This window comes from Flagellimonas myxillae (assembly GCF_023502235.1).
Classification (GTDB): Bacteria; Bacteroidota; Bacteroidia; order Flavobacteriales; family Flavobacteriaceae; genus Flagellimonas; species Flagellimonas myxillae.
Map to the genome: position 1 here is coordinate 203,266 of NZ_JAMFLY010000001.1, position 26,377 is coordinate 229,642.

The 26,377-nt window shown below is 43.4% G+C and carries 23 protein-coding genes; 7 read left to right on the plus strand and 16 right to left on the minus strand.

Features of this window, described 5'->3' with window-relative positions; genetic code table 11:
- Positions 1 to 42 precede the first annotated feature (42 nt).
- The 3 genes from M3P07_RS00990 to M3P07_RS01000 form a co-directional block, all read right to left on the minus strand.
- Complete coding sequence (locus M3P07_RS00990) at positions 43 to 798, minus strand: alpha/beta fold hydrolase (protein ID WP_249968026.1); 756 nt, start codon at positions 796 to 798, stop codon at positions 43 to 45.
- Between the two features lie 94 nt (positions 799 to 892).
- Positions 893 to 1,918, minus strand: a complete 1,026-nt coding sequence (locus M3P07_RS00995; RefSeq protein ID WP_249968027.1) for a LacI family DNA-binding transcriptional regulator — start codon at positions 1,916 to 1,918, stop codon at positions 893 to 895.
- A 260-nt stretch (positions 1,919 to 2,178) separates the two neighbouring features.
- Positions 2,179 to 3,108, minus strand: coding sequence for a ThuA domain-containing protein (locus M3P07_RS01000; protein WP_249968028.1), 930 nt, complete (start codon positions 3,106 to 3,108; stop codon positions 2,179 to 2,181).
- A gap of 322 nt (positions 3,109 to 3,430) precedes the next feature.
- Between M3P07_RS01000 and M3P07_RS01005 the strand changes: the two genes are divergently transcribed.
- From M3P07_RS01005 to M3P07_RS01030, 6 genes are all read left to right on the plus strand, one after another.
- On the plus strand, positions 3,431 to 4,657 hold the full coding sequence (locus M3P07_RS01005; RefSeq protein WP_249968029.1) for a DUF6807 domain-containing protein: 1,227 nt from the start codon (positions 3,431 to 3,433) through the stop codon (positions 4,655 to 4,657).
- Positions 4,658 to 4,669: 12 nt separating this feature from the next.
- Positions 4,670 to 6,046 carry a Gfo/Idh/MocA family protein gene (locus M3P07_RS01010; RefSeq protein WP_249968030.1) on the plus strand — a complete coding sequence of 459 codons (1,377 nt, stop codon included), beginning with the start codon at positions 4,670 to 4,672 and terminating at the stop codon, positions 6,044 to 6,046.
- 111 nt (positions 6,047 to 6,157) lie between these two features.
- Positions 6,158 to 6,976, plus strand: coding sequence for an SDR family oxidoreductase (locus tag M3P07_RS01015; RefSeq protein WP_249968031.1), 819 nt, complete (start codon positions 6,158 to 6,160; stop codon positions 6,974 to 6,976).
- Positions 6,977 to 6,979: 3 nt separating this feature from the next.
- Positions 6,980 to 8,161, plus strand: coding sequence for a mannonate dehydratase (gene uxuA / locus M3P07_RS01020; protein ID WP_249968032.1), 1,182 nt, complete (start codon positions 6,980 to 6,982; stop codon positions 8,159 to 8,161).
- A 44-nt stretch (positions 8,162 to 8,205) separates the two neighbouring features.
- Positions 8,206 to 9,609, plus strand: a complete 1,404-nt coding sequence (locus tag M3P07_RS01025) for a putative oxidoreductase C-terminal domain-containing protein (RefSeq protein ID WP_249968033.1) — start codon at positions 8,206 to 8,208, stop codon at positions 9,607 to 9,609.
- A gap of 72 nt (positions 9,610 to 9,681) precedes the next feature.
- Positions 9,682 to 10,353: a class I SAM-dependent methyltransferase gene (locus M3P07_RS01030; RefSeq protein WP_249968034.1), complete on the plus strand. Its 672-nt coding sequence runs from the start codon at positions 9,682 to 9,684 to the stop codon at positions 10,351 to 10,353.
- A gap of 4 nt (positions 10,354 to 10,357) precedes the next feature.
- Here the strand turns inward: M3P07_RS01030 and M3P07_RS01035 are convergent, their stop codons facing one another.
- From M3P07_RS01035 to M3P07_RS01095, 13 genes are all read right to left on the minus strand, one after another.
- Complete coding sequence (locus M3P07_RS01035; protein WP_249968035.1) at positions 10,358 to 11,248, minus strand: FkbM family methyltransferase; 891 nt, start codon at positions 11,246 to 11,248, stop codon at positions 10,358 to 10,360.
- 39 nt (positions 11,249 to 11,287) lie between these two features.
- Positions 11,288 to 12,682, minus strand: a complete 1,395-nt coding sequence (locus tag M3P07_RS01040; RefSeq protein ID WP_249968036.1) for a c-type cytochrome domain-containing protein — start codon at positions 12,680 to 12,682, stop codon at positions 11,288 to 11,290.
- A gap of 12 nt (positions 12,683 to 12,694) precedes the next feature.
- A complete protein-coding gene (locus tag M3P07_RS01045; RefSeq protein ID WP_249968037.1) occupies positions 12,695 to 13,573 on the minus strand; it encodes a sugar phosphate isomerase/epimerase family protein in 879 nt (292 codons plus the stop codon).
- A gap of 23 nt (positions 13,574 to 13,596) precedes the next feature.
- Complete coding sequence (locus M3P07_RS01050; protein WP_249968038.1) at positions 13,597 to 15,105, minus strand: DUF1501 domain-containing protein; 1,509 nt, start codon at positions 15,103 to 15,105, stop codon at positions 13,597 to 13,599.
- A gap of 2 nt (positions 15,106 to 15,107) precedes the next feature.
- Positions 15,108 to 17,840: a DUF1553 domain-containing protein gene (locus tag M3P07_RS01055; RefSeq protein ID WP_249968039.1), complete on the minus strand. Its 2,733-nt coding sequence runs from the start codon at positions 17,838 to 17,840 to the stop codon at positions 15,108 to 15,110.
- Positions 17,841 to 18,576: 736 nt separating this feature from the next.
- Positions 18,577 to 19,245 carry a helix-turn-helix domain-containing protein gene (locus tag M3P07_RS01060; protein WP_249968040.1) on the minus strand — a complete coding sequence of 223 codons (669 nt, stop codon included), beginning with the start codon at positions 19,243 to 19,245 and terminating at the stop codon, positions 18,577 to 18,579.
- 12 nt (positions 19,246 to 19,257) lie between these two features.
- On the minus strand, positions 19,258 to 21,162 hold the full coding sequence (locus M3P07_RS01065; RefSeq protein WP_249968041.1) for a tetratricopeptide repeat-containing sensor histidine kinase: 1,905 nt from the start codon (positions 21,160 to 21,162) through the stop codon (positions 19,258 to 19,260).
- 97 nt (positions 21,163 to 21,259) lie between these two features.
- Positions 21,260 to 21,433, minus strand: coding sequence for a hypothetical protein (locus M3P07_RS01070; protein WP_249968042.1), 174 nt, complete (start codon positions 21,431 to 21,433; stop codon positions 21,260 to 21,262).
- 319 nt (positions 21,434 to 21,752) lie between these two features.
- Positions 21,753 to 23,309 (minus strand): PcfJ domain-containing protein, encoded by a 1,557-nt coding sequence (locus M3P07_RS01075; RefSeq protein WP_249968043.1) that lies wholly within the window; start codon positions 23,307 to 23,309, stop codon positions 21,753 to 21,755.
- Positions 23,309 to 23,737 (minus strand): hypothetical protein, encoded by a 429-nt coding sequence (locus M3P07_RS01080; protein ID WP_249968044.1) that lies wholly within the window; start codon positions 23,735 to 23,737, stop codon positions 23,309 to 23,311. Before M3P07_RS01080 ends, M3P07_RS01075 begins: the two co-directional genes overlap by 1 nt.
- Before the next feature lies 1 nt (position 23,738).
- On the minus strand, positions 23,739 to 24,836 hold the full coding sequence (locus M3P07_RS01085) for a hypothetical protein (RefSeq protein WP_249968045.1): 1,098 nt from the start codon (positions 24,834 to 24,836) through the stop codon (positions 23,739 to 23,741).
- Between the two features lie 2 nt (positions 24,837 to 24,838).
- On the minus strand, positions 24,839 to 25,336 hold the full coding sequence (locus tag M3P07_RS01090; protein WP_249968046.1) for a hypothetical protein: 498 nt from the start codon (positions 25,334 to 25,336) through the stop codon (positions 24,839 to 24,841).
- 59 nt (positions 25,337 to 25,395) lie between these two features.
- The gene (locus M3P07_RS01095; RefSeq protein WP_249968047.1) at positions 25,396 to 26,124 is read right to left on the minus strand and encodes a hypothetical protein; all 729 of its coding nucleotides are present in this window, start codon (positions 26,122 to 26,124) and stop codon (positions 25,396 to 25,398) included.
- Positions 26,125 to 26,193: 69 nt separating this feature from the next.
- Between M3P07_RS01095 and M3P07_RS01100 the strand changes: the two genes are divergently transcribed.
- Positions 26,194 to 26,358: a hypothetical protein gene (locus tag M3P07_RS01100; RefSeq protein ID WP_249968048.1), complete on the plus strand. Its 165-nt coding sequence runs from the start codon at positions 26,194 to 26,196 to the stop codon at positions 26,356 to 26,358.
- Positions 26,359 to 26,377: the final 19 nt, after the last annotated feature.

The following is a 26,377-nucleotide window of genomic DNA, read 5'->3' on the forward strand; positions in this document are numbered from 1 at the left end:
AGTTAGGGATTATAGCAAAGGAAGGCAAATGACCGTTCCAAACTAGCGAAGCTCAATTTTCTTGAAAAACGAGACCAATTCTTTAGGGGCCGACCATTGGGGGTTGTGGTCCGCTTCCATTTGAAGCATGGACCAGCCCATTTCACGGGCGCGTGATGCGTGGAAGGCAAAATCATCTGTTTCGGGATCCATGCCCTTACCTACGGTAAGAATGTAGAATGAGGGAATTTTGAGCCTTTCCGGGTTTTTTAAGGAGATGTTATCGGTCCAAGTCTTGTAAGGATGGGGAACATCCTTTGGAGGTGCCTTGCCCTCAGGAACCCAAGGGGCAACAACATGTCCGTCCTTGATTTCATAGTCCATTCCATCGCCAGCAAACAAGGTGACGACGTTCTCCCCATCATTGGGAACCATGGCATCCAAATACACCATTTTAGCTATTCTCTCAGGAATGCTATCCGCTACCCCGGTGATAACCATTCCACCGTAACTATGGCCCACCAAAATCACATTTTGAAGTTCCTCGTAGAGAATCATATTTACCACATCCATAATATGGGTGTCCAAACCTACATGGGTACTGGCCAAATGCACCCGTTCCCCTTGCCCGGTAAGGGAAGGGCGATAGACGAGGTTTCCTGTGGCAGTAAGTAGGGAATCTACTTCCTTAAATGCCCAAGAACCGCCCCAAGCTCCGTGGACAATCACATAGGTGGGTTTTGGGTTTGTCTGGGAATGTAGAGGATTTAAGGAGATAAAACTGAAGGCTAAAATCCAGGTCAGGCTAAATATTTTCATGGAGCGTGTGGATTGAGGTCATGGTCTTCTGGAACATCCAAAATTCCTATTCGGTTGAGGTTTAAAGATAAGGGAAAGCATTTAGGTATTTTTCCTAATTGAAGCTGTTTGCGGTGGATTCCCGGATAATCAATTGGTGTCTCAAACTGATGGCGTTGGTTGGGTGTAAATCAATATTGCCATTGAGGTGATTGATTGCCCCTTGGGCCGCCAATACCCCCATTTGGTATCCAGGATAGTCAATGGTGCTCAACGATGGGGTTATCAATTCACAAATGGGGTCGTTGTTAAATCCAATGACCTTAATGTCCTTTGGAATGTCAAATCCCGCTTTTTGTAGTTCTTTGATGCAGCTTGCGGCAAATCGGTCGTTGGAGACGAAAATGCCATCAAAGGAAACATCGGTCTGTTTTAAGAAATCCACTAATTCGTTCACATTTTTGGGGTCAAGATCGCTTTCCCAAACATTCGCTTTTGAGTACTTTATTCCGGATTCGGCCAGGGCGGTCTTAAATCCACTAAGCCGATCTGCGTAAACACTCCGATTTAAATGACCGGAAATATGAAGAAGGTTCCGGCAACCTTGTGCAATCAAATGTTTGGTCGCGTCATAGCCGGCCTTTCGATTGTCAATAACGATAGTGGCACAATCATCCAAAGAAAATACACGGTCCACAAACAACACAGGGACACCAGCACTGATATAATTGGTGAAATGCTCGTAGCTGCTCGTGTCGTAGGCCAAAGAAACAATTAAGGCATCCACACCACTTTGAAATAGTGCCTGGGCATTCATTTTTTCCTTTTCCATGGACTCCAAGGATTGACTAATAATCAGATTGTACCCTGCCTCATTGGCCACTTTTTCAACCCCTGCCAACATGGTGGACATAAAAGCAGAATCCAATTTGGGCACGATAACCCCAATGGTATTGGATTTCTGTTTGCTGAGGTTCACCGCAAACTTGTTCACCTTGTATCCTGCATTCCTTGCTGCGGTAAGCACCTTGGTCTTGGTCTTAAGGCTGATGGAAGGATGGTTGTTCAGCGATCTGCTGACCGTTGCCGGGGAGACTTCGAGTTGTTCCGCTAAATCGTATATAGTTATTTTTTTACCCATGATCGGTTGTGCTGACCGCTAGTAATTATATATCCAGTTAATTATAATTTGTCATAAACATCACACTTTTCAATTCAATTTTTGAATGAGAGAAAGCAAGAACGCTTTGCTGCAGGAACCAAGAATAAAGTCGAATCATTGACTTGGCTCTAGGCTCTTGGTTCAAATGATTTTTTTTTGACATTTTATCCTGTTTCAGCTATACTCAATAATATAAAGAACTCCCCCCGCAGGGTGAAGTTTCGAATCCTACCTTCATTTCAATATTTTTTCATAGGCGAATCGTCGCATTCCAAGTTGCCGGCCACATAGTTGAGTCCATTTAAAAAGAACTTCAACAAGGCTGAATTTTCCATGCTTTGTGCACTATGCGAAGGAGAGGAATAAAAGACCTTGCCCTTGCCATATCGCTTTATCCACGATACATATTTGATGTTGTCCGGAACTTCCTTTTTGAGCCCCTCAAGCTTGTTTGCTTCCAAATAGAGTAGGGGTTTAAAATTGTAATCAAAATAGGCGTTCTTAAAAAAATAGGGTTCATCCTGATGGACAAATCCCGTGGATTCAAAACTCTGGACCAAGGGGTGTGTTGGGTCCGCCAACTTTACATGGATCTCTTGATGTTTTGGATGATAATCAAAACTACCTCCGACCATTTCTCCATAAGCTTTGGAATTGTTCTGCATTACAATGGAACCGTGTAAAACCATCAGGCCATGTCCTTTTTTCACGTATTTAACGAGATTCTTTTCCAGCTGCTTTGCCTTTTTGGCCCTGTCCTCCTCGCTCATGGTATTGTTTACTTCAAGGGCATCCCAGAACAAATCCCTCCTTGGGCCGACAGAGCAATTATTGTTCAAAACAATAGCGTCGAATTTCCTTAAATGCCTTTTTTCAAAGACAGAGATGTCCTTGGAAGTCATGACGGTAAAGTCTCCGGACTTTTCGGCAATCAGCTTGACCACGGCCTCGGTATGTGGAATGGTCCAATGTTCAAAACCTGTATGCAGCGAAAAAATTAGGATGTGCTGTTTGTCGCTACTTGGAGTATCCGATGGCTCGGGAGCTATGGCCCCAATTTTGGATAGCCATTCCTCGGACAGTTCAAAAGGCTTGATATCCTGGGCGCTAACATCAAGCGTTAGTAAAAACATCACGGGAACTAGGATTTTGATGGCGTTTTTTTTCATGGGTATGGTGCTACTAAGTCTTGGGTCCAGCTTTAAAATTTATAAGGATGCGCTAAGGAATCAAAGACGAAAATTTATGCAACAAGTTTAATGATAAAATTCAAATAGCGTCTAAATTTTAGAAAATAAATCGATTACTTAACCATAAATCTACAAAAATGCCTGTTTTTGTTCCTTGTTTAGTTAAAATTTAATGCAATCGGTTGCGTAATATATTGCATTTGGTTAGATTTGATTTCGAGTTATTAAATTGAGTTTTGTCAACTTAAATTGTGCAATTGAAATTAGTTTTAACTAAATTATTTTGCCCAAACCCAACCTCATGAAATCTGTATTTTTCTTTCTGATTATTTTACTTCTTAGCTCCTGCCAGGAAAATGGAATAGTTGGATTTGAGGTTGGAAAGGATGGCTTTGAAGGCCCCGTTGCTGTAGATTTGGAACCATGGGGTTTGAGCCCGGAGGAAATTATATTGACCAAAGAGGAAAATGATGGAGTGATTGAGGTGCCTTTTCAGCAAGATTCCGAAGCTTCAGGAAAAATATGGTTTCTCCATACTGCTTCTGGGAGTACAAGATATTCCCTCGACACAAAAAAGGCTGTTGGCGACCCAACAGCGACTGTGGACTATGAATTGGATGGGGAAATTTTACAGTTGCGTTTGCAAGGCAATCCTGTTGTTTCGTATCGTCATAAAACAAAATATCCACCCAAAGGCGTAGACTCCATCTTCCGGAAATCGGGTTATGTGCATCCGTTGATGACTCCTAAAGGAGATACCCTAACTAGGATTCAACCCCCGGACCACTATCACCATTATGGCATTTGGGGTCCATGGACAAGAACCAGGATTGGGGAGAGGTCCGTGGATTTTTGGAATTTGGGCGAAGGACAAGGTACCGTCACCTTCAAGGAATTTGGGCCAATGGTTTCCGGAAAGGTGTTTACTTCTTTTACGGCACATCAGGAACATTTGGACCTTGGTGCAGGCAAGCAAAACAGCATTGCCTTAAATGAAACTATTGAATTGCGACTTTGGAATTCATCACATCCCGATAGATACCTATTGGATTATACGTCCAACTTTAGTTCTCCCTTGGAATCCGGGATACTCCTCGAGGCCTATCGCTATGGCGGCGGACTTGGAATGCGCTTTACCGAACGATGGGATAAAGACAATTGTAAGGTTCTTACTTCAGAAGGGAAAGATCGTTTTAATGCCGATGGTTCAAACGCCCGTTGGTGCATGGTCAGCGGTGAGTCCTCGGATGGGAAGGGAACCAATGGAATCTTGTTTTTAAGCCACCCGCAAAATCGAATGCACCCAGAACCTATGAGAATATGGCCCGTGGACTCCAATGGAGGTAGGGGAGACATGTTTTTTGAGTTTTGTCCGATCCGGCACGAGCCATGGCAAATAGCATCAGGGAAAAATTATCAACTCACTTACAGGATGGTAGTGTTTGAGGGCGAGCTTACCGCGGCCGAAGCGGAAGCGTATTGGCAAGTGTTTGCGAAACTACCACAGATTATCAAATTAAAAGACTAAAATAACCAGACAATGCAAAGAAGAAAGTTCATTAACAAATCTGCACTGGGAACCGCCGCGCTGGTCGGTTTTCCAAGTATAGTCCCGGCCCATGTTTTAGGGAAAGACGCACCGAGCAATAAAATCAATATTGGACAGATAGGTTGTGGCCGAATAGCCCGCAGCCATGATATTCACGATACCATTAGATTTGATCAAACCAGGTTTATAGGGGTGTGCGATGTGGACTCCAAGAGGGCCAGGGATGCTAAGGTTCTTGTGGATACCTACTACAAGGAAAAAACCGGAAAAGACAAATATGTCAATGCCAAGATTTATGAGGACTATAGGGAAATGCTCCTGAACAAGGATATAGATGCCGTGGTGATCAGTACTCCTGACCATTGGCATTCCCAACCTGCAATGGAAGCCGCTTTGGCTGGAAAGGATATATATCTACAGAAACCTACTTCTTTGACTGTGAAAGAGGGGCAGCAGCTACGCGAAGCTGTCCAAAAGAAAAAAGTAATCTTGCAGGTTGGGACCCAGCAGCGCGCAATGGAACAATTCCGCATTGCTGCAGAATTGGTGAGAAACGGTCGAATTGGAAAATTGCATACGGTTAAAATTGGACTCCCGGGGGATCCATCCGGACCAGAAGTTCCTGAAATGCCGATTCCCGCTAATTTAAATTTTGATATGTGGTTGGGATCCACCCCAAAGGTGGCCTATACGGAAACTGGGGTTCATCCCCAGCACGATTATAGTAGGCCGGGCTGGTTACGTATCCGAAACTATGGCGCCGGAATGATCACGGGATGGGGTCAACATCACTACGATTCGGCTGCTTGGGGGATGGACACGGAACTTTCAGGACCAACTTCAGTAGAGGCCATTGCCGAATTCCCGAAATCCGGACTGTGGAACGTGCATGGGGACTTCCTTGTAAAGCAGGAATACCAAAACGGTATAACCGTTTACACCAGTGGCGGGTACACCAACGGAATCCGATATGAAGGTAGTGAGGGGTGGATTTTTGTGTCCAGAGGAAACTATAGTGCCTCGGCATCCGATCCGGTTTCCAAAAAACAGAGCAACAAAGCACTGGCAGCTTCCAACCCAGACATCCTTACATCCGAAATAGGGGAAAATGAAACCCATCTTTATAAAATTGCCGATCAACATGGGAATTGGTTGGACTGTATCAAAAGCAGAAAAGCCCCAATCTCCCCAATTGAGTCAGGGCACAAGGCATGTGTGGTTTGTTTGATCAGTGATATCGCCATGCAATTGCCCAGAAAATTGGAGTGGGACAATGACAAGGAGGAGTTTATCAATGATGATGAGGCCAACGCCATGTTAAAACGACCACAACGCCATCCGTATGGAACCGATTATGTAAAGGGCTAATGCCATTAGTAAAGGCACCAGTTTCCTTAGTCCCCAATTTTACCTACTCACCTATTTTGGAAGCCCCTTTTATGAGTACTGTGTGTATGGCAATATCAAAACGCATTTTGTATGGATGAACTATTCGATTTAAAGGGCAGATATTATCTGCTTTCTGGAGCTACAGGAATTCTTGGGGGGTCTATAGCTACCTATTTGGTTAGGCAAGGAGCACATGTAATTCTATTGGGCAGGTCCACCCAAAAATTGGCCGCTAAGCAAAAGGAATTGGATGAAATCCAACAGGGTAGGACCCACACTTTTGTACTCGATTTGATGAATGCCCAAGAATTGCATCAGCTGAAGGATACCATAAACAATAGGTTTGAAAAGTTGGATGGCCTGATAAATTTGGCTGGGGGCAATATTCCCGGAGCAACCCTTAAACCGGGACAGACTATTTATGATATTCAAATTGACCATACCCGTGAGGTGGTGGATTTAAATCTATTTGGAACGGTTACACCCACCCTGGTTTTAAGCGAAATCATGGCAAATGCCGGTTTTGGTTCCATCATCAACATTTCTTCCATGGCCGCCAAACAGAGTATTTCAAGGGTCTTGGGGTATTCCATGGCCAAGGCTGGCGTGGATGCCTTTACCAAGTGGATGGCCAATGAACTTGCGTCCAAATTCAGTGATAAAATCAGGGTTAACGCCATTGCCCCAGGATTTTTTATTGGCAATCAGAACAGGGCAATTTTAACCAACGAAGATGGGTCTTACACCGAAAGAGGTCAAAAAGTAATTGCAAATACCCCCATGGCACGGTTTGGCGATGCTTCCGAGCTCAATGGAATGGTCCATTACCTGTTAAGCGATGCATCCAGTTTTGTAACGGGCTCCATTTTTGAAGTGGATGGTGGTTTTAGTTCATTTTCTGGAGTTTAGCCAATGAAATACCTTAAAAAAACATTCAGATGGTTTGGCCCTTCTTTTGGCGTTTCCCTAAGGGAGATTCAACAATTGAATGTTGATGGTATTGTAGCCGCTTGCGGAAAAATTCCTATTGGAGAAGTTTGGCCATCGGATAGTATCAAAGCCCTCAAAACGGAAATTGAGGCGCACGGATTGGAATGGTCGGTGGTTGAGAGTGTCAATGTCCACAATGCCATTAAATATGGTTTGCCGGAACGGGACCGATATATTGAAAATTATATACAAACCCTCCGGAATTTGGCAGCCGAGGGAATCTTTGTGGTATGCTATAATTTTATGCCCTTGATCGATTGGACAAGGACCAACCTCCATTTCCAACTTCCTTCCGGAGCCATTAGTCTTCTTTTTGATCCGGTCGCTATCACTGCTTTTGACCGCTATATTTTAAAAAGGGAAAAGGCGAATTCCATGTATTCGGATTTAGAAACAAATCAAGCAAAAGCCTATTTCCAGGACTTGGGCAAAGAAGGCCAAAAGGCTTTGGAACAGTCCATTTTGGCTGGGATGCCAGGCTCGAAGGACCCCATTGCGCTTAATGAATTTAAAATCAACCTGGATCGTGTAAGCGAGATGAACAAAACTGAGTTGCGGAATAACCTTGTATATTTCCTCAAAGCCGTTGTTCCCGAGGCGGAGAAACTGGGAGTCAAGTTGGCCATTCACCCCGACGACCCTCCATTTCCCGTGTTTGGAATTCCCCGAATTGCTGCTACCTACGAGGATTTACAATTTGTGTTTGACAGTTGTCCGTCTCCTAGTAATGGGCTAACATTCTGTTCGGGTTCTCTAGGGGCAACCAAGGCTAACGACCTGAACAAGATAATTCGGGATTTTGGGGCCAAAATCCATTTTATCCATCTAAGAAATGTGCAGCGGGATGCCCATGGTGGATTCTATGAAGCTTCCCACCTCGATGGTTCGGTTGATATGGCAAGCGTGATGAAGGAAATTGTGGGGGAACAACAACGGAGAAGTACAATTGGAGGTGTAGTTGACATCCCGATGAGGCCGGACCACGGTCATTTGATACTCGATGACAAGCACAGGGAACAGGAATTTTATCCGGGTTACTCACTAATAGGGCGGGCCATGGGAATGGCGGAGTTGAAAGGTTTGGAAATGGGAATAAGAAGTTGACTCGAAACGACGACGAATTAATAATTAAAAGATAAACCGAAATCATGAAAAGACAGTTAAACCTACTATGGATGTTGATTCCCTTGTTTTTGATTTGCTGTAAGCAAGAACCAAAATCCAAGGATATAAAAGAAGTCGAACCCCAAAAATTTACGGGTGCAAAGGGAGAGGTAAAATTAATGACCCTTGACCCAGGACATTTTCATGCTTCCTTGATTTTAAAAACCATGTACGACCAAATGAATCCCGAAGTGCACATTTTCGCACCCGATGGGGATGATTTGGAAGGTCATCTGGCGAGGGTTGAAGGATTCAATTCCAGGGAAGAAAATCCAACCTCGTGGGATTTAAACACTTATAGGGGAGATGATTTTTTCGAGAAAATGATTGCGGAAAAACCTGGCAATGTCATGAATGTTTCCGGAAACAATTCCAAAAAGACCGAATTTATCCTGAAAACTTTGGAAGCAGGGGTAAACGTTTTGGCCGATAAACCCATGGCCATTGATGCGGAAGGATTTCAGCAGTTGGAAAAAGCGTTTCAGGTTGCGGAGGATAAAGGGGTATTGCTCTACGACATTATGACCGAACGTTATGAGATCACCACAATGCTGCAAAGAGCGTTGTCGCAAATCCCATCGGTGTTCGGAGAACTTCTTGAAGGAAGCCCTGAAGAGCCAGCAATTACCAAGGAAAGTGTACATCACTTTTCCAAGCTTGTGGCCGGGAAACCTTTAACTAGACCTGCCTGGTTCTTCGATACGGCACAGCAAGGCGAAGGGATTGTGGATGTGAACACCCATTTGGTGGATTTGATTCAATGGGAGGCTTTTCCCGGTCAAGTGCTTTCCAAGGATGATGTGGAACTGGTATCCGCTCGTCGTTGGACCACTGATTTAACTCCTGAAATGTTCAAAAGCGTTACCCATTTGGATACCTATCCGGCGTATCTCCAGAAAGATGTGGATGGGGAGCTGTTAAAAGTCCATAGCAATGGGGAGATCATTTACAAACTTAAGGGCGTACACGCCAAAGCCTCTGTAATCTGGAATTTTAAGGCTCCCGAGGGTGCCAAGGATACCCATTATTCCATTATGAGGGGTTCCAAATGCGATTTGATCATAGAACAAGGGGCAAAAGAAGCGTATAAACCTACCTTGTACCTTGCGTCCAAAGACAACCAACTTACAACGGAAGATCTACAGGTGGCCATTGACGAGCTGGCCAAGAAATTTCCGGGGCTGGGCCTCGAAAAATTGGAAGATAAGTTGTGGAAGGTAGCGATACCTGAGCAATACAAAGTGGGACATGAAGCTCACTTTGGCCAAGTAACCCAAAAGTATCTCCAATTTTTGAAAGCTGGCAAACTCCCGGATTGGGAGGTCCCCAATATGATTACAAAATACTATACAACAACAGCGGCACTACAACTGGCAAAGCAACAATAGGCGATTCCATATTTTTGGTCCAAATGGGAACCATTTCAATGGGATGGCATAGATTTGCAACAGTTAAATCGATTGTTCACACCATTGAATCCCATACAACGTTTTATTTCAAGACTTTTTGATTTTACCAGCATTGGCCGATTGCTTATGGCCAACTACCTGCTTCAAAAGAACTTTTTATCCAAAATTGGCTGGAACAAAAGTGTGAAAGGCAAAAAGCCGGTTGATAAAAAGGGTGGGGAATTGCCTTGGTTCACCTATAGTTTCATGGCCTTTTTGAAGGATAGGATACAGGTGGAAATGCAAATCTTTGAGTATGGCAGTGGAAACTCTACCCTTTGGTTTTCAAAGAAGGGCTGTGCTGTGGTATCGGTGGAGCACCACAAGGCTTGGTACGATTCCATGTTTGCCAAAATAACCGCTAATCCAAAGGTGGAATATCTTTGGAGGGATTTGGAGTCCAAAGCGTATTCCATGGAGATATTGAACTACCAGAAAGCGTTTGACGTCATTATTTTGGATGGCAGGGACAGGGTAAACTGTTGCTTGAATTCCCTGGGCGCGCTCAAGGATAATGGGGTGATCCTTTGGGACAATTCGGATCGGGAAGAGTACAACGAAGGCTACCAGTTCTTAATCGACAATGGATTTAAACGTTTGGATTTCCATGGATTGGGGCCCATAAACTCCAAAATGTGGTGCACCTCGGTGTTTTACAAGCAAGATAACTGTCTGGGAATTTGATTCATTAATTCACCACAAACTCCTCGATAAGTGATTTTTTGGACGGAGTTACACAAAAACAGTCGCGAACCCCATCATCCTCACTTCTGATCAAGGTTTCGGTTTTTTGCAATCCCTTTTGGGTGTGGTTGTAAAATGCATACCCCAAATCCTTTAAAATTGCCTCGATTGCCGCTTCATTTTTATTGAATAACGTCTCAACGATGATAATGGGTTGGTGTGCAGTAATGGTGCGGATACTTCCCTTAAGAATTTCTACTTCGGCACCTTCAGTATCAATTTTTATAAGATCGATTTTTTCCTGGGATGGGACATAATCATCCAAGGGAAAGGTTTTCACTTGGACCTTGGAAGCTGGAAGATTCTTTTTTGTGCCCATATTGTGCTCCCCGGATAAATTGGGCATCGACGGAAATTTTGGGTTTACAATTTGATGGAACTCAATTTCACCCTTAAAATTGGATAGCGCAATGGGCTCTAATTGGATTTGGCCCGATAGCCCGTTCAGGCGGATATTCTCTTCTAGATATTTTTTTGGTCCTTCTGAAGGTTCAAAGGCACGAACTTTTAGCTGGGGATTTACAGTAGACCCCAATACGCTGTAGTACCCAATGTTCGCCCCGATATCCCAAAAAGTATCCACTTTATTTATAAGGTCTTTAAAGATGGGGGTGTACTCAAAGGCCATTGGTCCGTTCCAAAAAATTTGACGGGTGATGTAGCTGGTTGGGTTCGTCTTCAGCATAAATGAGCTAGAACCTCCAATGCGAACTTTAATTGAACCGGATGGATGCAATTTTAAGTGTTCTGGTATCAACACCGAAAACAACTTGCAAACATTTCTAAGAATCCAGTTTATCTGGGGTTGGTAAATAACCGAACGTAACCAGTTCATCGACTTTTTTGTGGATTAAAGAGGATAAAAGTACCAATTTTAGTACACAATGGAATCGGTGGGCAAAAAGGGTACCTCGTAATTCCCATAGTCCACTTGGATTCCCTTTTCTTGAAATGTGCCATCATTGTTTTGCTGTACGTTGGTTTGATAGAGATACAGTTTCTGAAGCGATTTGAGTTCGGACAAGGCCGATAGATGGCTTTCTTCAAAATTGGAATGGGAAAGGTTTATGGATTTCAAATGCTGCAGGGACTGCAACTGGTCAATACCCTCTCCCGTAATCTGGGTATGATCTAAAGCTAGGACGGTTAATTGGGGTAGCTGCCCAAGTCTCCCAAAAATGGAATCGGAAACCTGCGTGCCTCCCAAATCCAGGATAGCAGTTTGTGCCGAAATGGCCGACAACACCTTAAAATCCGAGTCTGTAAAGTTGGGTTGATTAATACATGAAACCCGCAAATACGGTGTGACCTTGCTTATGGGTTCTACATGAATCCCAAATTGCTTTATGGCCTGAATACTGTCTGGATGTGCCTGGCTCACCTGTACATCAGGGTAATTAACCTCTATTTTTTTAGGAAAAAATGCAAGGAAATAGTCCTTGTCCAAACCAGATTCCCCGATGGTTTGGTCAAAAGGATGACCTACATTTATCCATTGTTTAATAAGTTCGACTTCAGCTTTGCTAGGTTGACTCTTGTCCTTTGGGGGCATGTGGTCTTCATGATCCCTGGGCAGGTTCATTCGCACAAAAAGGTCGCTTTCGTCTGCATTGCTTGCTTCTAGCACCAATCCGCTTTCCCCTCCCTTGAGAATACCCTCAATAGTATGGAGTTGTAGCTCACCTTTCATTTTTTTGTCGCTGTGACAACTTACACAGGAGTTTGTTAAAATCGGCTGGATGACTTCATCATACAATTGGGCATCCTGCCAATCCTCCTCATGGAGCACGATTTGTTTTTTTTCATAGGTTGGGAGGCCCAAAAAGTTTTTGACGGAATTTGGTAGTGGTTCGGTTAAAAAATTCTTGCCATGGGTGATATTCCCTCCCAGATGTCCGGTGATGGATATGAGCACAAAAAACAAGACGGTGAGCGCTGTAGGAGGTATCTTGTTTATAGGCTTTAAAAAGGAGGCCTCTTTAAAGCGGTACATCATTAAAAAGCAGAACAAAGTGGTGGCTATTCCCATCCACAAGTGCCATTTGATGGTGTCGTACAGGTATCCTTCCCCCAAATATTGAAAGTAACCGGACACACATGCCAAGGCCCCACTGAGCCCGCCCCAGTAAAATAATACGGGAATTACCTTACCCAATTGCTGCTGCTTGCGATCCGTCCAGTGCAAGAGCAATCCGGCGATAATAAATCCAATGGGTAGATGTACGACTACGGGGTGAAGCCGTCCCAACAACTGCGTTAATACCTCCATGAAAATTTGAGACTATTCAATGTTCATTCTTTGTTTAAGGGATTCCATCATAAAAACGTTCGCTTTCCATTGACTGGATACAGGTAATTGGGTGTACGGTAGGGTCGGCATATAATTTGGGGGACCAAACTCCGTGGTAACAGTAAAGGGTTTTCCTGTTTGCTTCCATTTTTGGCGAATCACTTTTTCCCAGATATCCAAATGCCGTTCCAAAGCCTTTTGCCATTCCCCGGCCCTGGGGTCATTCACCTGTGGACCTTCGGCATGTCCAATACGTGCGTGAATGTGATGCGAACGGTCCACAACGGTTTCCAATGCTGCATCCTTTCCCTGCAGCAAAGATTCATGGACTACCATCCAGTGACTAATGTCCAGGGTAAGCTTTAAATCGGGGATTGCTTTGAGATACGATTGTGTATCCGGTAGATTGAAGCTGAATCTGCCCCGATGCGTTTCATGATAAATGGGAATACCACTTGCTTCGGAAATATTGTTGGCGGCAGTTATAAAAGCCTTGTTCTGATCAAAGCTAAAAAAATCACTACCCGTATGGCAGTTGATGTAAGCTGGCTTCCAGGCAATGAGCACGCTAAATTGTCGCTTGTACTTTTCCAGGCTTTGCTCAAAGGGAATCGATCTGTCCGTGCCATTTAAAAACCCCACTAAAAGATCGTATTTTTCAAGCGCTTCCTTTAATTTTTGTTGACTGCTTTGGTCCGCTGGTAACCAAGTTTCTATGCCGTTATAGCCCGCTTCCTTGGTTTGTTTGCAAAACTCATCCCACGAAACCTGGCGTCCCCAATCTGTCTGAAAAAATACCAATTGCGGGCTATCTTGCGAGTAGGTGATAGTACAGGAGATTAGAAATATAAAGAGGTAAATTATTCTCATTTTCAAGGTTGATTTGATTTGGGTTATGCTAATATTTCATGGATTACGGAGCCTTCCACATCGGTTAATCTAAAGGGCCTTCCTTGAAATTCGAAGGTAAATTGTTCGTGATCAAAGCCCAAGAGATGTAATATGGTGGCATGCACATCGTGTACGGAGACCCTTCCTTCTACTCCAGAAAAACCAATGTCATCCGTTTGTCCGTGCGAGGCACCTTTTTTAATACCTCCACCACACATCCACATGGTAAAGGCATCACCATGGTGATCCCTACCCTTGAACTGCATTTTTTTGTTTCCCCGGTTCTCTTGCATGGGGGTTCTACCAAATTCACCTCCCCAAACAATCAAGGTTTCGTCCAAAAGTCCTCTTTGTTTAAGATCCAGTATCAGTGCGGTTATGGGACGATCTATTTGTGTGCATTTATTCCGTAGACCCATATCAATAGATCCGGACTTGACCACCCCGTGACTATCCCAGCCCCAATCGAACAATTGAACGAAGCGAACCCCTTCTTCCACCAATTTTCTGGCAAGGAGGCAGTTGTTGGCAAAGGATTCCTTACCCGGTTCTACGCCATACATCCGTCTTATATTTTCAGGCTCATCGTTGATGTTCATGACCTCTGGAACGGCAATTTGCATGCGATACGCCATTTCATACTGGTTGATACGGGCCAAGATTTCTGGATCTCCATACTTGGCGTATTCTTCCTTGTTTATTTTGTTGATGGCATCAATGGTGCTCTTTTTTAAATTTCGTGATATACCCTCAGGGTCTTCAATATAGAGCACGGGATCTCCTTTGGACCGGCATTGTACACCTTGATAGACCGATGGCAGAAAACCACTTCCCCATACACTTTTTCCCGCATCTGGGGTTTTCCCGCCGGAGGTGAGAACCACAAATCCGGGAAGGTTCTGGTTTTCGGAACCCAATCCATAGGTGGCCCAAGCCCCAATGCTTGGACGCCCCAATCGCGCACTCCCGGTATGCATGAACAATTGGGCGGGTCCATGGTTGAATTGGTCCGTATGGACTGCCTTTAGGAAAGCGACTTCGTCTACTACATTTTTAAAATGCGGTAAAAAATTCGACACCCAATTTCCAGATTCCCCTTCTTGTACAAATTCAGCTTGAGGCCCCATCAGTTTTGGGGTACCCTTGATAAAGGCAAACTTTCTACCTTCCAGCAAGGACTGTGGGCAATCTTGACCATGAAGTTTGAGAAGTTTAGGCTTGTAGTCGAACATTTCCAATTGGGAGGGTGCACCTGCCATATGGAGATAAATCACGGATTTAACCTTGGGACTGAAGGGAGGAGGGATTGTGGCCAGAGGGTTTAAATCCCTTTCCGAAAAACTCCTATTGCTGGATGAGCCTGTTTTTGAAAAGGACTCGCATCCCATGAGCATGGAACCCAATGCCAGACCTCCAAGTCCACTGGAGCAGCTCTTGATAAAATGCCTTCGGGTCTTGGATTGTGCCTCTTTGTTGAGGTGTTCTTTTATGAGCGCTTCTAGATTGTCCATCGCTATGATTTGGTTAAAAACTCATCGAGATTCATTATTGCATTGGCTACTACGGCCAAGGCCGCAAGTTCTTTTTCAGGTCTTTTTTGCAAGTGGTAAAAAGGCGAGTTTTCCGCACCGTTATCGAATTCCACTAAAGAAGTATTATATAAATGGGTCAGGGCTTCAAGCTTTTCCGGGGTGATTTCTGAATAGGTAGCCAAACCGTATCCCACTGAAATATTCTCCGTTGGACTTTCTGATATATTCATACGTCTAGCCAATTCAAGGGAAGCCTCAAGGTAGACGGGGTCATTCAAGGTCACCAATGCCTGGAGTGGTGTGTTGGTGGTCGTCCTTCTGATGGTACAGACTTCCCGACTTCCTGCGTCGAAGGTCAAAAAGGAAGGGTAAGGACTGGTGCGTTTCAGATAGGTGTAAATTGCCCTTCTATAACGGTCTTCCCCTTTACTCTCCTTCCATTGTGCTCCACTATAAACGGTTTGCCAAACCCCATCGGGCTGTGGTGGCATTACGCCAGGTCCGTACATTTTGGAACTTAAAAGACCAGAAACAGCCAAGGCTTGGTCCCTGATTTGTTCTGCACTAAGGCGCAGTCTGGGCCCTCTGGCATAAAACTCGTTTTCGGGGTCAATTTCATAGGCTTCCGGACTTGCAATTGATTCTTGCATATAGGTGCCAGACATTACAATTTCCTTGACCAAGGCCTTTATGCTCCATTGGTGTTCATTCATGAAGCGTAGCGCGAGCCAATCCAAAAGGGCAGGATGCGAAGGTGGGTCGGACTGCGAGCCAATGTCTTCTACCGTGGACACCAATCCACGACCAAATATCTGATGCCATACCCTGTTGACCAAGGTACGGGCTGTTAGTGGGTTCTCTTTGCTCACCAACCATTTGGAGAGTCCGAGTCTGTTTTTGGGCCAGTCGGGATTCCATGGATTTAGAACCTCAGGGGTAGCGGGCGCAATGGTATCGGTTTTCATCAACCAGTTACCCCGCTCAAAGAGTTGGTTGGTACGTTGCATGTGAGGAGGATTCTCGATCATAATGGGTACGGTGGGGGTAGTGGCATTAAGAAGGTCCACCACCGAATTCTCGATGCGCGCATAACCATTGGTTCCCTTTCCTGGAAGATCAGGAAGCAACCCGATCCAGTAAATGTTGACCGTATTTACCTCTTTGGCTACCTGATCGTTATTGGTTTCGATATACAAATCATAGACTCCTTCGGTTTTGGCAAATGGGATTTTTCTAATAATGCTCCCTTTCGTCTTATTGATTTGCATTTGGGCCAGGACTTCTCCTTCAGCATTGTTTTTACGAATGGTCATTACTGTACCGTTGACCCCAGAGCTGTATTTGAGAAATAAAGCGGTTGCATCTCCTGTGGTCACATTAGCCAACCTGCACGAACCGTCATCCCATAAAATGGAGGAGGCATGATCATCATAGGAACCGTTTTTAAAATCGGTCAAAGTATGGGCGTTGTAAACCGGCTCGTTATAACTTAGGAATTTGTTGTAGGCCTTAGCGGTAGCGTTATCTCCACGTTTGGCAACCCATTCCACCACTTTTTCAACTTGTTTCTTTTGATTCTCGGAATAGAACTTTAGGGTGGGCGCTTCGCTGGGGATATCCTCATCCCTGGTATTGTTATAAAACGCCATGAGTTTGTAAAACTCCTCGTATCTAAAGGGGTCATAGGGATGACTGTGGCATTGCACGCAGCCCATGGTGGTGCTTTGCCATACCTCAAAAGTGGTATTTACTCGATCAATGACGGCAGCGACACGAAATTCCTCGTCCTCGGTTCCCCCCTCATCATTGTTCATGGTGTTTCTATGGAAGGCAGTTGCAATAAGTTGGTCCATAGAGGGTTCTTCCAAGAGGTCTCCTGCCAATTGTTCTGTGGTAAACTGGTCGTAGGGCATATCTTGGTTAAGAGCCTTGATCACCCAATCCCGATAGGGATAGACATTCCTTCCCCCATCTTTTTCATAACCTTTTGTGTCCGAATACCGAGCCATATCCAACCACCAACTTGCCCATTTTTCTCCGTAAGACGACCGCGACAAAAGCTTGTCCACAAAACTCTCGTAAGTGATTTTATCTGCAACGAATTCTTGAAAAAGGGTGCTGTCTGGCGGTAGGCCTGTTAAATCCAAGGCAACCCTGCGGGCAATAGTGTGCTTTTCCGCATGGGGATTTGGTGTCATTTGGGTGTCCTCCATTCGGGCGAGGACAAAGTTGTCTATATTGTTCTGAATGAAATCTTCGGTTTCCAATGAAAATCCGGCCAGGGCCGGAGGTGCAGGAACATCCACTTGGGTAGGAAGGGAATAGGCCCAATGTGCCCCCCATTGAGCTCCTTGATCTATCCATTCGGAAAGCAATTCGATTTCTGCATTCGAGAGCGGTTCCTGCTCATAGGGCATACGAAGTTCAGGGTCCTTTTCCTTAAGGCGCTTGATCATTTCGCTTGCCGATGCATTTCCAGGAATGATTGCCGGTCTTCCAGCTTCCGTATTTCCTAGGGCTTCTTCCTCAAAAAGAACACTAAATCCTGCATTTTTCTTGACCCCTCCATGACAGCTGATGCATTTTTTGTTGAGAATGGGTTTGACTTGGGTGGCAAAATCCACACGGTCTGTCGGCTTGATTTTATTCCACAGTAACCCAACAAGCGTCAAAACAACGATTGCTGCAATTCCATAATAGAGCTGTTTTTTCATTGAAATCCAGAGTGTTTGGACCGTTCAACTCTAAAATTAGGGAAAATAAAAAAGGTCTGGGTTCACAAAGCCGCGCAATTTTGTGCAATGCGACCTATTAAGTGCCCAAAAATTCCATTGGCTTAAGCCAATCCGGGTTTTGAATCAAAAACTTTGGATTTTTTACAAGTAATAATGGATTATAATAAAACCTCTCTATTAATCACTGCCATGATAAAGAACACAGTGATGGAAATAATTAGACAGCTAATGGCTGCTGTTCGGTTTTGAGGAGAAGCAAACTCCTTTTTTAAGGTGTAGGCAATAGTTTTCATTTGGGTATAATTTTGAGGTAAAGTTTTGAATACTTCGACATTTGCTCCAAACAAATGGTCAAAGGAACGGAAGATGGGATTAATGGGATGAAATCTTCATTTTATCGGAAAAAGCTAAAGATTTATCTATTTTTTTGGTCGGTAAAAGCCTTCGGATAAACAGGGACAATGTCTGCATTTTGCCTGCAATAGCGGCGAGATGTATTAAAATTATAAGACCGCTCTCCCCCAAGAGCGGTCTTTGATAAAATACTAATAAACGTATAGCCTCCCTGTCCCATGTATTAGAGCAGTTAGCTAGACTGTCTAAGCCACAAACCTATTGCTGTAAACCGACATGTGTTTACGGTTTTCCATAAATGAGGATTTCTTAACCAAATCTTGTACAAATGTTATGCTGTTCCGGCAATGGAAGATTGAAATCAGATCAGGTCCAAGTCCTTTGCGATTGCAATGAGTTGGACATTGTTTTTGGCCTTGAGAATGTCCTTTAGTTTGTTCAAGCGTTTTTCAATGGTACTTAAGCTATTTGGTGTGATACCATTGGTCTTGAACGATACGGAAATTTGATCCTGTGTAAGTCCTTCGGACAAGTTTTGCAATAAGGAGACATCAAATTCTTGAATTTCGAATACGGACTTTCCATTGACCACCCTTTCGATTTTTTCTGAGAAAAACTGCCTTCCCGCAAATACCTCTGAAACGGCTGTTTTTAAATCCTTTAATCCATCCCGGCCTTTTAGAATGTAGGAAGCGACTTTATGCTCGTTTACAAATTGCTTCACCATGGCAGGTTTTTCATCAACCGTACACACGATAATTGGAATATTGTGCCCTTGTTCCCGAATTTTTTCGATCAAGGCCCTGCCTGAATTTAAGGTAAGAGGTCTATGGTCCCTAACGAAAGAGAGATCTGTGATCAATAATTCAAAGGGCTTATTTTGAAGCAGCGCTTTTTTGAATTTTAAGTACGCCTCGTCGCAATATTGCGTTAGGACTACCTCGTTTACGCCCAGTTCCTTTTGTAGCATCATAGAGATGCCATATCCCACGGTATCCAAATCCTCGACCACAAGTACTCTGCTAAACATACCAATCACTTCTTAAAATGGAATGGAGATTTTGGCTTTTGCCCCATTTCCTTCATTCCCTCCAAAAATAAATGTGCCCCCGACGGCTTTAATACGGTTTTCCGTATTTATGATGCCTATCCCCTTGATGCTTTTGGGGTTAATGCCTACGCCGTTGTCACTATAGGATATATGCAGCTTACCACTTTCATCCTCAAATTTCAGTAACACCAAACTGGCCTGGGCATGTTTTTTCATGTTTACTAATAGCTCCTTTAGCGAGCGGTGTACCACGATGCACTTGTGCTGATTCATTCTGGACCAGTTGATTTCGGCCACACCTTGGGTAATAATGGTGGTACCGTTGTATTGGTAGGTATTGATCAGTCCATTGAGTTCATCTTCAAATCCCTGCCCCGTTCTAAGGGCTGAATTTTCGTGTGAAATTCTTCGGGAAGCCTCGTAGATTGATTCCAATCTATTTAGAAGGCCCATATCTTGTTGTGGTTCGCTTTGCACTTGTGTGATCAAGCCAAAAATGTCGTTGGCCAGACCATCGTGTAAATCTTGGCTTATCCGTTTTTCCGTATTATATACCACATTTAATTTCTCCTTTCTGTGTTTTTGCTTGAGGAAGTAGTAAAGCAACGTACCCATTATGATCAGGAAGATTCCAGTAGCAATGAAGAGTAACTTTTGGGTTTCCTGACGTGCCAATTGTGCCTCTTGTTTGGCTTTTTCGGCCTCTAGTTTTAGCAATTGTTCCTTTTCCTGTTGATCTTGGTACTTTAAATAGGCGAATTGGGTCTTTACCTTTAGTTCTTGATTGTACAGACTATCCTTAAGACCAATAAGACGGTTTTTATAGCGGATGTTGTTGGGAGCGATTTGGGTAAGAAGCTCCAAGGCATCCAATTCCAACCGAGGTCTCTTTATTTTTTTGGCCAATTGCACTGATTGTGTCAAATGCTCCTTGGCCTTTTCAGGGGAGATGGTGCGGTAATATTCGCCAAACCTTTTATGGCTAAAAATGAGTCCATTGTAATCATCGATTTCAGAACTGATATTATAGGCGTTCTGAAAAAAGGGCATTACCCCAGGTTCATGGTTTTTCCATAGAGAATAGCCCAAGTTTTGGGTCACCCTTGCCAATTGCACAGAATCTTTGTGAATCAGGGAATCGCGCAGAATGGCTCTAAACGTGTTTGCCGCACTTGCATTCTGACTCGACTCCAAAAGCGCTACGCCGTAATTGTTTTGGTATACCAAGCGATCCAAATCGGAGTCCGTTTGCGCTATGGCCTTAGAGTAAAAATTTTGGGCCTCGGGCAAGTTTTTTAGCTCCATGTTCACAATTCCCAGTTCGTTGAACAGATTGGCCAATTGGTTGTCATCCACATTCGATGATTGTAGGGATAGAGCGGCGGTCAATGTTTCCTTTGCCCCAAAATAATCCCCTTGAAATCGCTGTATGTACCCCAATCGTACCATTCTCCCGAAGGCCCTGGAGCTATCCCCCGCCTGTAAAAAGCTTCTTTTAGCCAAGTCGTGATAATAGTAGGCACTGTCGAATTTGGAAGTGTTTTGCTCATGGTAAAACCCCAATAGGTGATAATATTTACCTGTGTTTACAAGGGTATGCCTAGATTTTCCACCGGCGATGAGTACTTGCCCATAGTATGTTGTACTATCATATTGTTTTAAACGGTAATAATTCCGGCTTAACGAGTAAAGTGCGTATGGCGTAATGGTATCATTTTCGGAGGAATTTTCGACCACATCTTTTAAAATCTTAATTCGGTCACCTATTGCAAGATTTTCGTCTTGGGCCACGGTGTAACGTGCACTGGTAGTATCGGAATTTTTGGCTTGATTGGGGGGAGGTTCGTCCACGCATGCCAAACATGTGATAATTGCTGTGAAAAGAACCCGTTTCATTTCTTGTTATTTTAAAACAAATTAAAGAAAGTGGACAAATATTTGCCCACTTCCTCAGATAATTCGGAAAAGTATTTCCGTCAGGAACTGTTTTTAATCATTTTTCAGGATCATCATTCCCAGTTCCAGTGTTTCCTGTTGAAGCCTCAATTTCCAATTTTTGGTTTACGTCAGTTACGACTGAATCCATTTCATTCTCAATAGGCTCGTGGGTGCAAGAAACAGACCCCAACGCCACAAGGGCAAAAAGCAATACGATTAACGATTTCATTTTTTTGTTGATTTTGATTTATCATGAAATCGGCAGTACTACCTGGATCATCACTGCCGCAAATGATCCAAGAATGGTTTCAAAAGCGCTTTGCTTTAATTGTTACTGTGAAAGTAATTTTCCCGATTAGGGGAGGTCGAATAATGTTTATGAAACAGGGGTTTTGGTGTAGGAAGTAAATCGGAAACCCAAAATGAAGGAATTTCGGCCTTTCCTTTTAGTGTACAGACCCCCTAAAGTAGAACCCATAACATGGAATGGTACTAATAGCGTACCGATTTAAAGGTTGCATTGTAGTAAGAAAGAAGTCGAGGAATAGCTAAATCGGTCTACTCGGGCTTAAGATGGTTTCACTCCATAAGCGTACAATCTCTTTTTCATGGGGTTCTGCCAATCTATTGAATTTCCCCCGAGCTTGTATAATCCGCAATGAAATTGGGGATATTTCTACGGTCAACATTTTTTCTTCATTTTTTGTGAGGGAGAAAATGGCTGAGGAACCGGAAACACATTTGTTCACATAGGTGCGTACGCAATGCCCCATTAGCTTACTTTCTTGAAACAGCGCTTTGCCGGAATTTAGCTCCTTGATCTCCCAAATATCCTCTTCCTCCTTATAGGTCCAATCCAGCCCATGGCTTTTCCAGGTATATTGATAACCGCGGTAATTGTCCCGGTTCATTTCCTCAGCATATTCCCTACTTTGTGCCAAAATACTTTGTAGGCTTCGGCCTTTCCAAGAAAAAATACGTTCGTCTCCTAATTCGCTTTCGGTATATCTGTGGACACCCCATGCCAGTATAATGTCGCTCTCAAAATCATCGATAAGCTCCTCATGGGTAATGAGCCAGTTCATGGTTTGGTACCAGAAGTTCAAATAGGTTTTGTTGAACCTATTTTCGGTTGGGTCAATTACCAAAGACCTATTTTCCATAACTCTTTCGAAAGTGATATGACTACCTCCCAATCTCAAGATTTCGGTATAGATACAGGCTTCTTTGGGGTATCTAATTTGGTCGGGAACCTGGAGCAGGTAATGTTGGAACTTGCTATGGATATTCCAGCCAAATAATTGGGCTGCCCGTTTTAGGCTACCTCCTTGGGTTATGATCAATAACCAAGTGATCCATTTAAATTTTAGTTCACTATGGCGCATTTCATATTGTTCTTCGTACCAACAAGAAAGCAGGAACAAAGGGTAGTCGTAATGGGCAAAAACGTGATCAAAAATGTAGGTTTTTGTGGGTTGGGGGTACGATTGGGGTTTTCGAAGCCAAAAGGGAGAAAACAATACTGCGCATTTGGTTACAAATTCCGCAAATTCTTGGTCAATATTATTTTTGAGTACCCGTACATTGTCTTGGTCCCCAACCATTTTTCTCAACAGGTGCGCATATTCATCCATTTTCCCATTGAGGTTGGTAATGCCCTTGATATGCTGATAAATTCGCTCTTCAATATTGTTTCCGGGTGTGGTTGGTTCGGTTTCTACGGTGATGTTTTTTTTCAACCGCTGTATTTTCTCTGGATCAAGAAGGTTCTCCAGGGTGTTTTGATGGATTACACTTTCATACAGCTTGTGATAGTTGTAATTACAGAAATCGGATTCCACTCCAAGGCCGATATGGTTGTAATAGCAATCACGACAACAATCCCATCCTTCCTCATAGTAGTAAACATCCGCCATGGGATCCTGAAGATAATTCCACCCATAGTCATACTCATGATTGGGTTCTTCTGTAAAATAGGTATCCAGTTCCTCGCTAAGCGAGGTTTTATCATTTTTGAGTTTAAAACCACGCTGACTTAACCGATACTTTGGATTGTATGGTTTGTGCCAGTTTTGGACCTTCTTGCCGAATTTTTTCTGTTTCATTAGGCTGTAAAAATGAAATATAAAACGATTAGGACAATGATAGCAATGATGATTTTATACATGGCCCTGGACAGGGCTGCCACAATTCCGGCGCTTATCAGTACCACAATCCAATCTCCTTCTCCCAGTTGAAATCCTAGGATAGCACCAGCGATTAAACCTAAAAAGGTGAAGAAATCCTTGGTGCCCGAACCAGAACTGGTTGAGGTGGATTTTTTGGTACTCTTGGGCGTAGTTTTTGCCTTAGCCGGTTTTGGGGTAGGTTTGGTATAGGTGGGAGGGTCGGGAACATTCAAGTATCCGGTTCCCCCACAAGTGAGACACAGTTTTTGGTCGTAAGCATAATAACTTGCACTTACCATTTTTTTGCTGCTGTAATCGGTGACGGTGCCTGCTCCACTGCAGTACGAACATATCTTGCTTGCCATTTTAATTTGTTTTAGAAAGGTTAATATTTATTCCATTTTCAGAACCAATTCCCGCATCATAGTCAAGTCCTGTTTTTAGGATGTGCATATCTTTAATATCGATGTCCCCATCCACTCTGTTGATGCTAAAAACACCTAGGCACAAGGCATCTTTTCGTAGAATAAATGCGCTTATCAAGGATTCGTTTTTGCCGTCATAAAGTACCCTCGGGTCTTTAAGGGTAAAAGTCCAGTCCAATTCCTTTTGCCTTAAAGCAAAATTCTCTTGGAACAACCTTTTTTGGGTAACCAGGGTATACCTATTGTTTTTTTTGTCATGAACTATGTTCACCATGAGTTTTAAGTATTCAATTACATCACGGTCATTGAATAAAAAGGGCCTTGCTTCCTTTAGCTTTTTGCTTAGTTTATTGACCTTGCCATGCAACAGTATGCTGGAATCGTTTGCTTTGAGCACATAGTCCAAATGGGCCGTTGTTTCGGAAGTCTTTTTGGAATATTCAAGGAGTTCCCCGTTTTTATAAATCTCCATTTTTCGTTTTCGAACGGTGTATGCATTTTCATTCTGATCAATTGTTTTACCTTTTAGCTTCCCAAGCAGTTGTAGCATGGAAATTTTCTCAGGGATACTGTCGATTTTCTTCCAACCGTCCTCAAAAAGTGAGTAGGGTAGATCCTCTTTAAAGGCTTTGCCGGTATAGTTCCAATCCAAGACTTGTGGTTCACAATATTCCCTATAGTCTGTTCTCAAAGCCAATTTAATTTCCCGATCATTTCTTTGTTGCCAGCCTTCGTTGGCCAAGTCTTCAGACGTATAGGTTCTCACATAAATCCGTCCCGTGGATTCATCCTCAAAATTGTTTTCACTTAGTGCAGCGGATAGTTCTTCCTTGATAAGATCTTCGAACTTTTCGTAATTGGTTGCATTGGCCTTTGGTAAGTTAAAAACCGGTGTCATGAATAGTTTACGGCATTCCTCATTTGTACCGCCACTGTAAAAGTTGGCAAAAGCCCAGTATGTTTTTGTACTCTCTTGGCCATGTGCGAAGGCAGCGATCAAAAGGAGCAATAGGTATAGCTTGTTTTGTAGGGTTTTCATAGTTAAATGTTTGTGTGCATCAATAGATCAAATGAGGTGTTTTCCCAGAAGCCGCCAGCATTTTGTACTGCCATATAGGGCAGGCCATACTGTAAAGTCTCCTTCTGTTGAAAATCAAGCAACAATTTGTCCTCTGGATCCAGTAGAAAAATAGAGTGCTCCGTTTTTAAGCTGTTCTCATAAAAATTTATGGCATATTGGGAATCTTGTTGATGTTTTGCCTTACCCAATGTCCAGCTGTCCACAAAAACCAATTGGTAATTAGTTTCGAGTACCGCTATGGAATCTTGAAGGGACTCTAGTTGATCCAGACATGGCCCACAATGTTGGGAGCTATAAAAGACCACCATTTTAGGTTTCCCGTTGTCATTTGGTATTTGGTTAAAGTTGGTGGCAACATTGCCATCAACCAAAACCTCACGAACCGGAATGGAATCCATTTTAGGGGTGATACTTGCGTTCAACAAAAGAAATCCGATAATTGTGAATAGGGTTCTCATGACTATAAATACTTGATTTTGTTATTATTATGAAGTAAATCTATTGACGTTCCATTGATTCATCTTAAATCAATGTATGAAACACCATTATTGGTATATGAAGGCGTGCAAGTATTGGAATTTTCCAAATTGGCGACCTTAAAGGAGTCCTTCATCGCTACGCTGTGTTCATTATGTCCGATTTCGTAAACGGCGGAGAATACCCCTTGGTTGATGGTAACAAAAGCTTGGACCAAGGACGTTTTGGAACCCTGATGAAACACTCTTGGAGAAGAAATGTGCAAGCCATTTTGCACTAGATCTTTTGGAAGACCCTCGGGTGAGAACAACATTTTTGGAGCGTTATTGGAGCTATTCCATTCACTGGCTTTTACCACCAAAAATTCCAATACGGCCAAATCGGAGGACAAAACAGGCGGATGATCTTTAAAGAAGGCTGCAACCTTCTTGGGTCTTTGCAACAACACCGATTGCATATTATTATTGATGAGGTAAACCAGGTGCTGCTGCCCATTTTCCGTAACCGTGAATTCATAGAGCCAACCATCATCATAAAAGGCCAAGGGTCTTTTGCGCAAGGAAACCATGGCTACCTCCTCGGAGGTTTTGACGCCAAAATGGTCTTTTAGGATTAGGGCATACCCTTTTTGCGGCTGGGTTTCAACAATGTTCCAACCGTGTTCGAAAATGGATTGTACGTTGGTATTGGAACAGCCACATGGTTCTGGATTGGCTTGTAAAAAATTAGCTGAAAGAAGGGCGACTAAGGTTAAAATTTTGAGATACATGTTTTTGATTTTTAGATTTAAACCAAATGTATCCCCGGTAGGAGCGAAGCTCTGAAGTTAATTCACGAAATGGGGGTTTTGTTGTATGTAATTGGAATCAAGGTGCTTGGAGCAAGTTTGGAACTGGATCAGGATGCAAGCGTTTCGCTCCTTCCAGGGACAAAAATTGGAAGCCATGAAAATCATCATGTTGAGCTGGATGGCCGCTATAGTTTGGTAAAGAGAATGGTATAAGGTAAGATTCGGTTGTTAA

What these genes read in the sequence shown, in the direction of transcription:
- M3P07_RS01060 (WP_249968040.1), bottom strand. Translation starts at nt 19,245, where the DNA reads ATGTTTAGCAGAGTACTTGTGGTCGAGGATTTGGATACCGTGGGATAT.
- M3P07_RS01015 (WP_249968031.1), top strand. Translation starts at nt 6,158, where the DNA reads ATGGATGAACTATTCGATTTAAAGGGCAGATATTATCTGCTTTCTGGA.
- M3P07_RS00995 (WP_249968027.1), bottom strand. Translation starts at nt 1,918, where the DNA reads ATGGGTAAAAAAATAACTATATACGATTTAGCGGAACAACTCGAAGTC.
- M3P07_RS01010 (WP_249968030.1), top strand. Translation starts at nt 4,670, where the DNA reads ATGCAAAGAAGAAAGTTCATTAACAAATCTGCACTGGGAACCGCCGCG.
- M3P07_RS01040 (WP_249968036.1), bottom strand. Translation starts at nt 12,682, where the DNA reads ATGGAGGTATTAACGCAGTTGTTGGGACGGCTTCACCCCGTAGTCGTA.
- M3P07_RS01070 (WP_249968042.1), bottom strand. Translation starts at nt 21,433, where the DNA reads ATGAAATCGTTAATCGTATTGCTTTTTGCCCTTGTGGCGTTGGGGTCT.
- M3P07_RS01090 (WP_249968046.1), bottom strand. Translation starts at nt 25,336, where the DNA reads ATGAGAACCCTATTCACAATTATCGGATTTCTTTTGTTGAACGCAAGT.
- M3P07_RS01095 (WP_249968047.1), bottom strand. Translation starts at nt 26,124, where the DNA reads ATGTATCTCAAAATTTTAACCTTAGTCGCCCTTCTTTCAGCTAATTTT.
- M3P07_RS01045 (WP_249968037.1), bottom strand. Translation starts at nt 13,573, where the DNA reads ATGAGAATAATTTACCTCTTTATATTTCTAATCTCCTGTACTATCACC.
- M3P07_RS00990 (WP_249968026.1), bottom strand. Translation starts at nt 798, where the DNA reads ATGAAAATATTTAGCCTGACCTGGATTTTAGCCTTCAGTTTTATCTCC.
- M3P07_RS01050 (WP_249968038.1), bottom strand. Translation starts at nt 15,105, where the DNA reads ATGGACAATCTAGAAGCGCTCATAAAAGAACACCTCAACAAAGAGGCA.
- M3P07_RS01035 (WP_249968035.1), bottom strand. Translation starts at nt 11,248, where the DNA reads ATGAACTGGTTACGTTCGGTTATTTACCAACCCCAGATAAACTGGATT.
- M3P07_RS01100 (WP_249968048.1), top strand. Translation starts at nt 26,194, where the DNA reads ATGGGGGTTTTGTTGTATGTAATTGGAATCAAGGTGCTTGGAGCAAGT.
- M3P07_RS01000 (WP_249968028.1), bottom strand. Translation starts at nt 3,108, where the DNA reads ATGAAAAAAAACGCCATCAAAATCCTAGTTCCCGTGATGTTTTTACTA.
- uxuA (WP_249968032.1), top strand. Translation starts at nt 6,980, where the DNA reads ATGAAATACCTTAAAAAAACATTCAGATGGTTTGGCCCTTCTTTTGGC.
- M3P07_RS01025 (WP_249968033.1), top strand. Translation starts at nt 8,206, where the DNA reads ATGAAAAGACAGTTAAACCTACTATGGATGTTGATTCCCTTGTTTTTG.
- M3P07_RS01065 (WP_249968041.1), bottom strand. Translation starts at nt 21,162, where the DNA reads ATGAAACGGGTTCTTTTCACAGCAATTATCACATGTTTGGCATGCGTG.
- M3P07_RS01080 (WP_249968044.1), bottom strand. Translation starts at nt 23,737, where the DNA reads ATGGCAAGCAAGATATGTTCGTACTGCAGTGGAGCAGGCACCGTCACC.
- M3P07_RS01005 (WP_249968029.1), top strand. Translation starts at nt 3,431, where the DNA reads ATGAAATCTGTATTTTTCTTTCTGATTATTTTACTTCTTAGCTCCTGC.
- M3P07_RS01055 (WP_249968039.1), bottom strand. Translation starts at nt 17,840, where the DNA reads ATGAAAAAACAGCTCTATTATGGAATTGCAGCAATCGTTGTTTTGACG.
- M3P07_RS01085 (WP_249968045.1), bottom strand. Translation starts at nt 24,836, where the DNA reads ATGAAAACCCTACAAAACAAGCTATACCTATTGCTCCTTTTGATCGCT.
- M3P07_RS01075 (WP_249968043.1), bottom strand. Translation starts at nt 23,309, where the DNA reads ATGAAACAGAAAAAATTCGGCAAGAAGGTCCAAAACTGGCACAAACCA.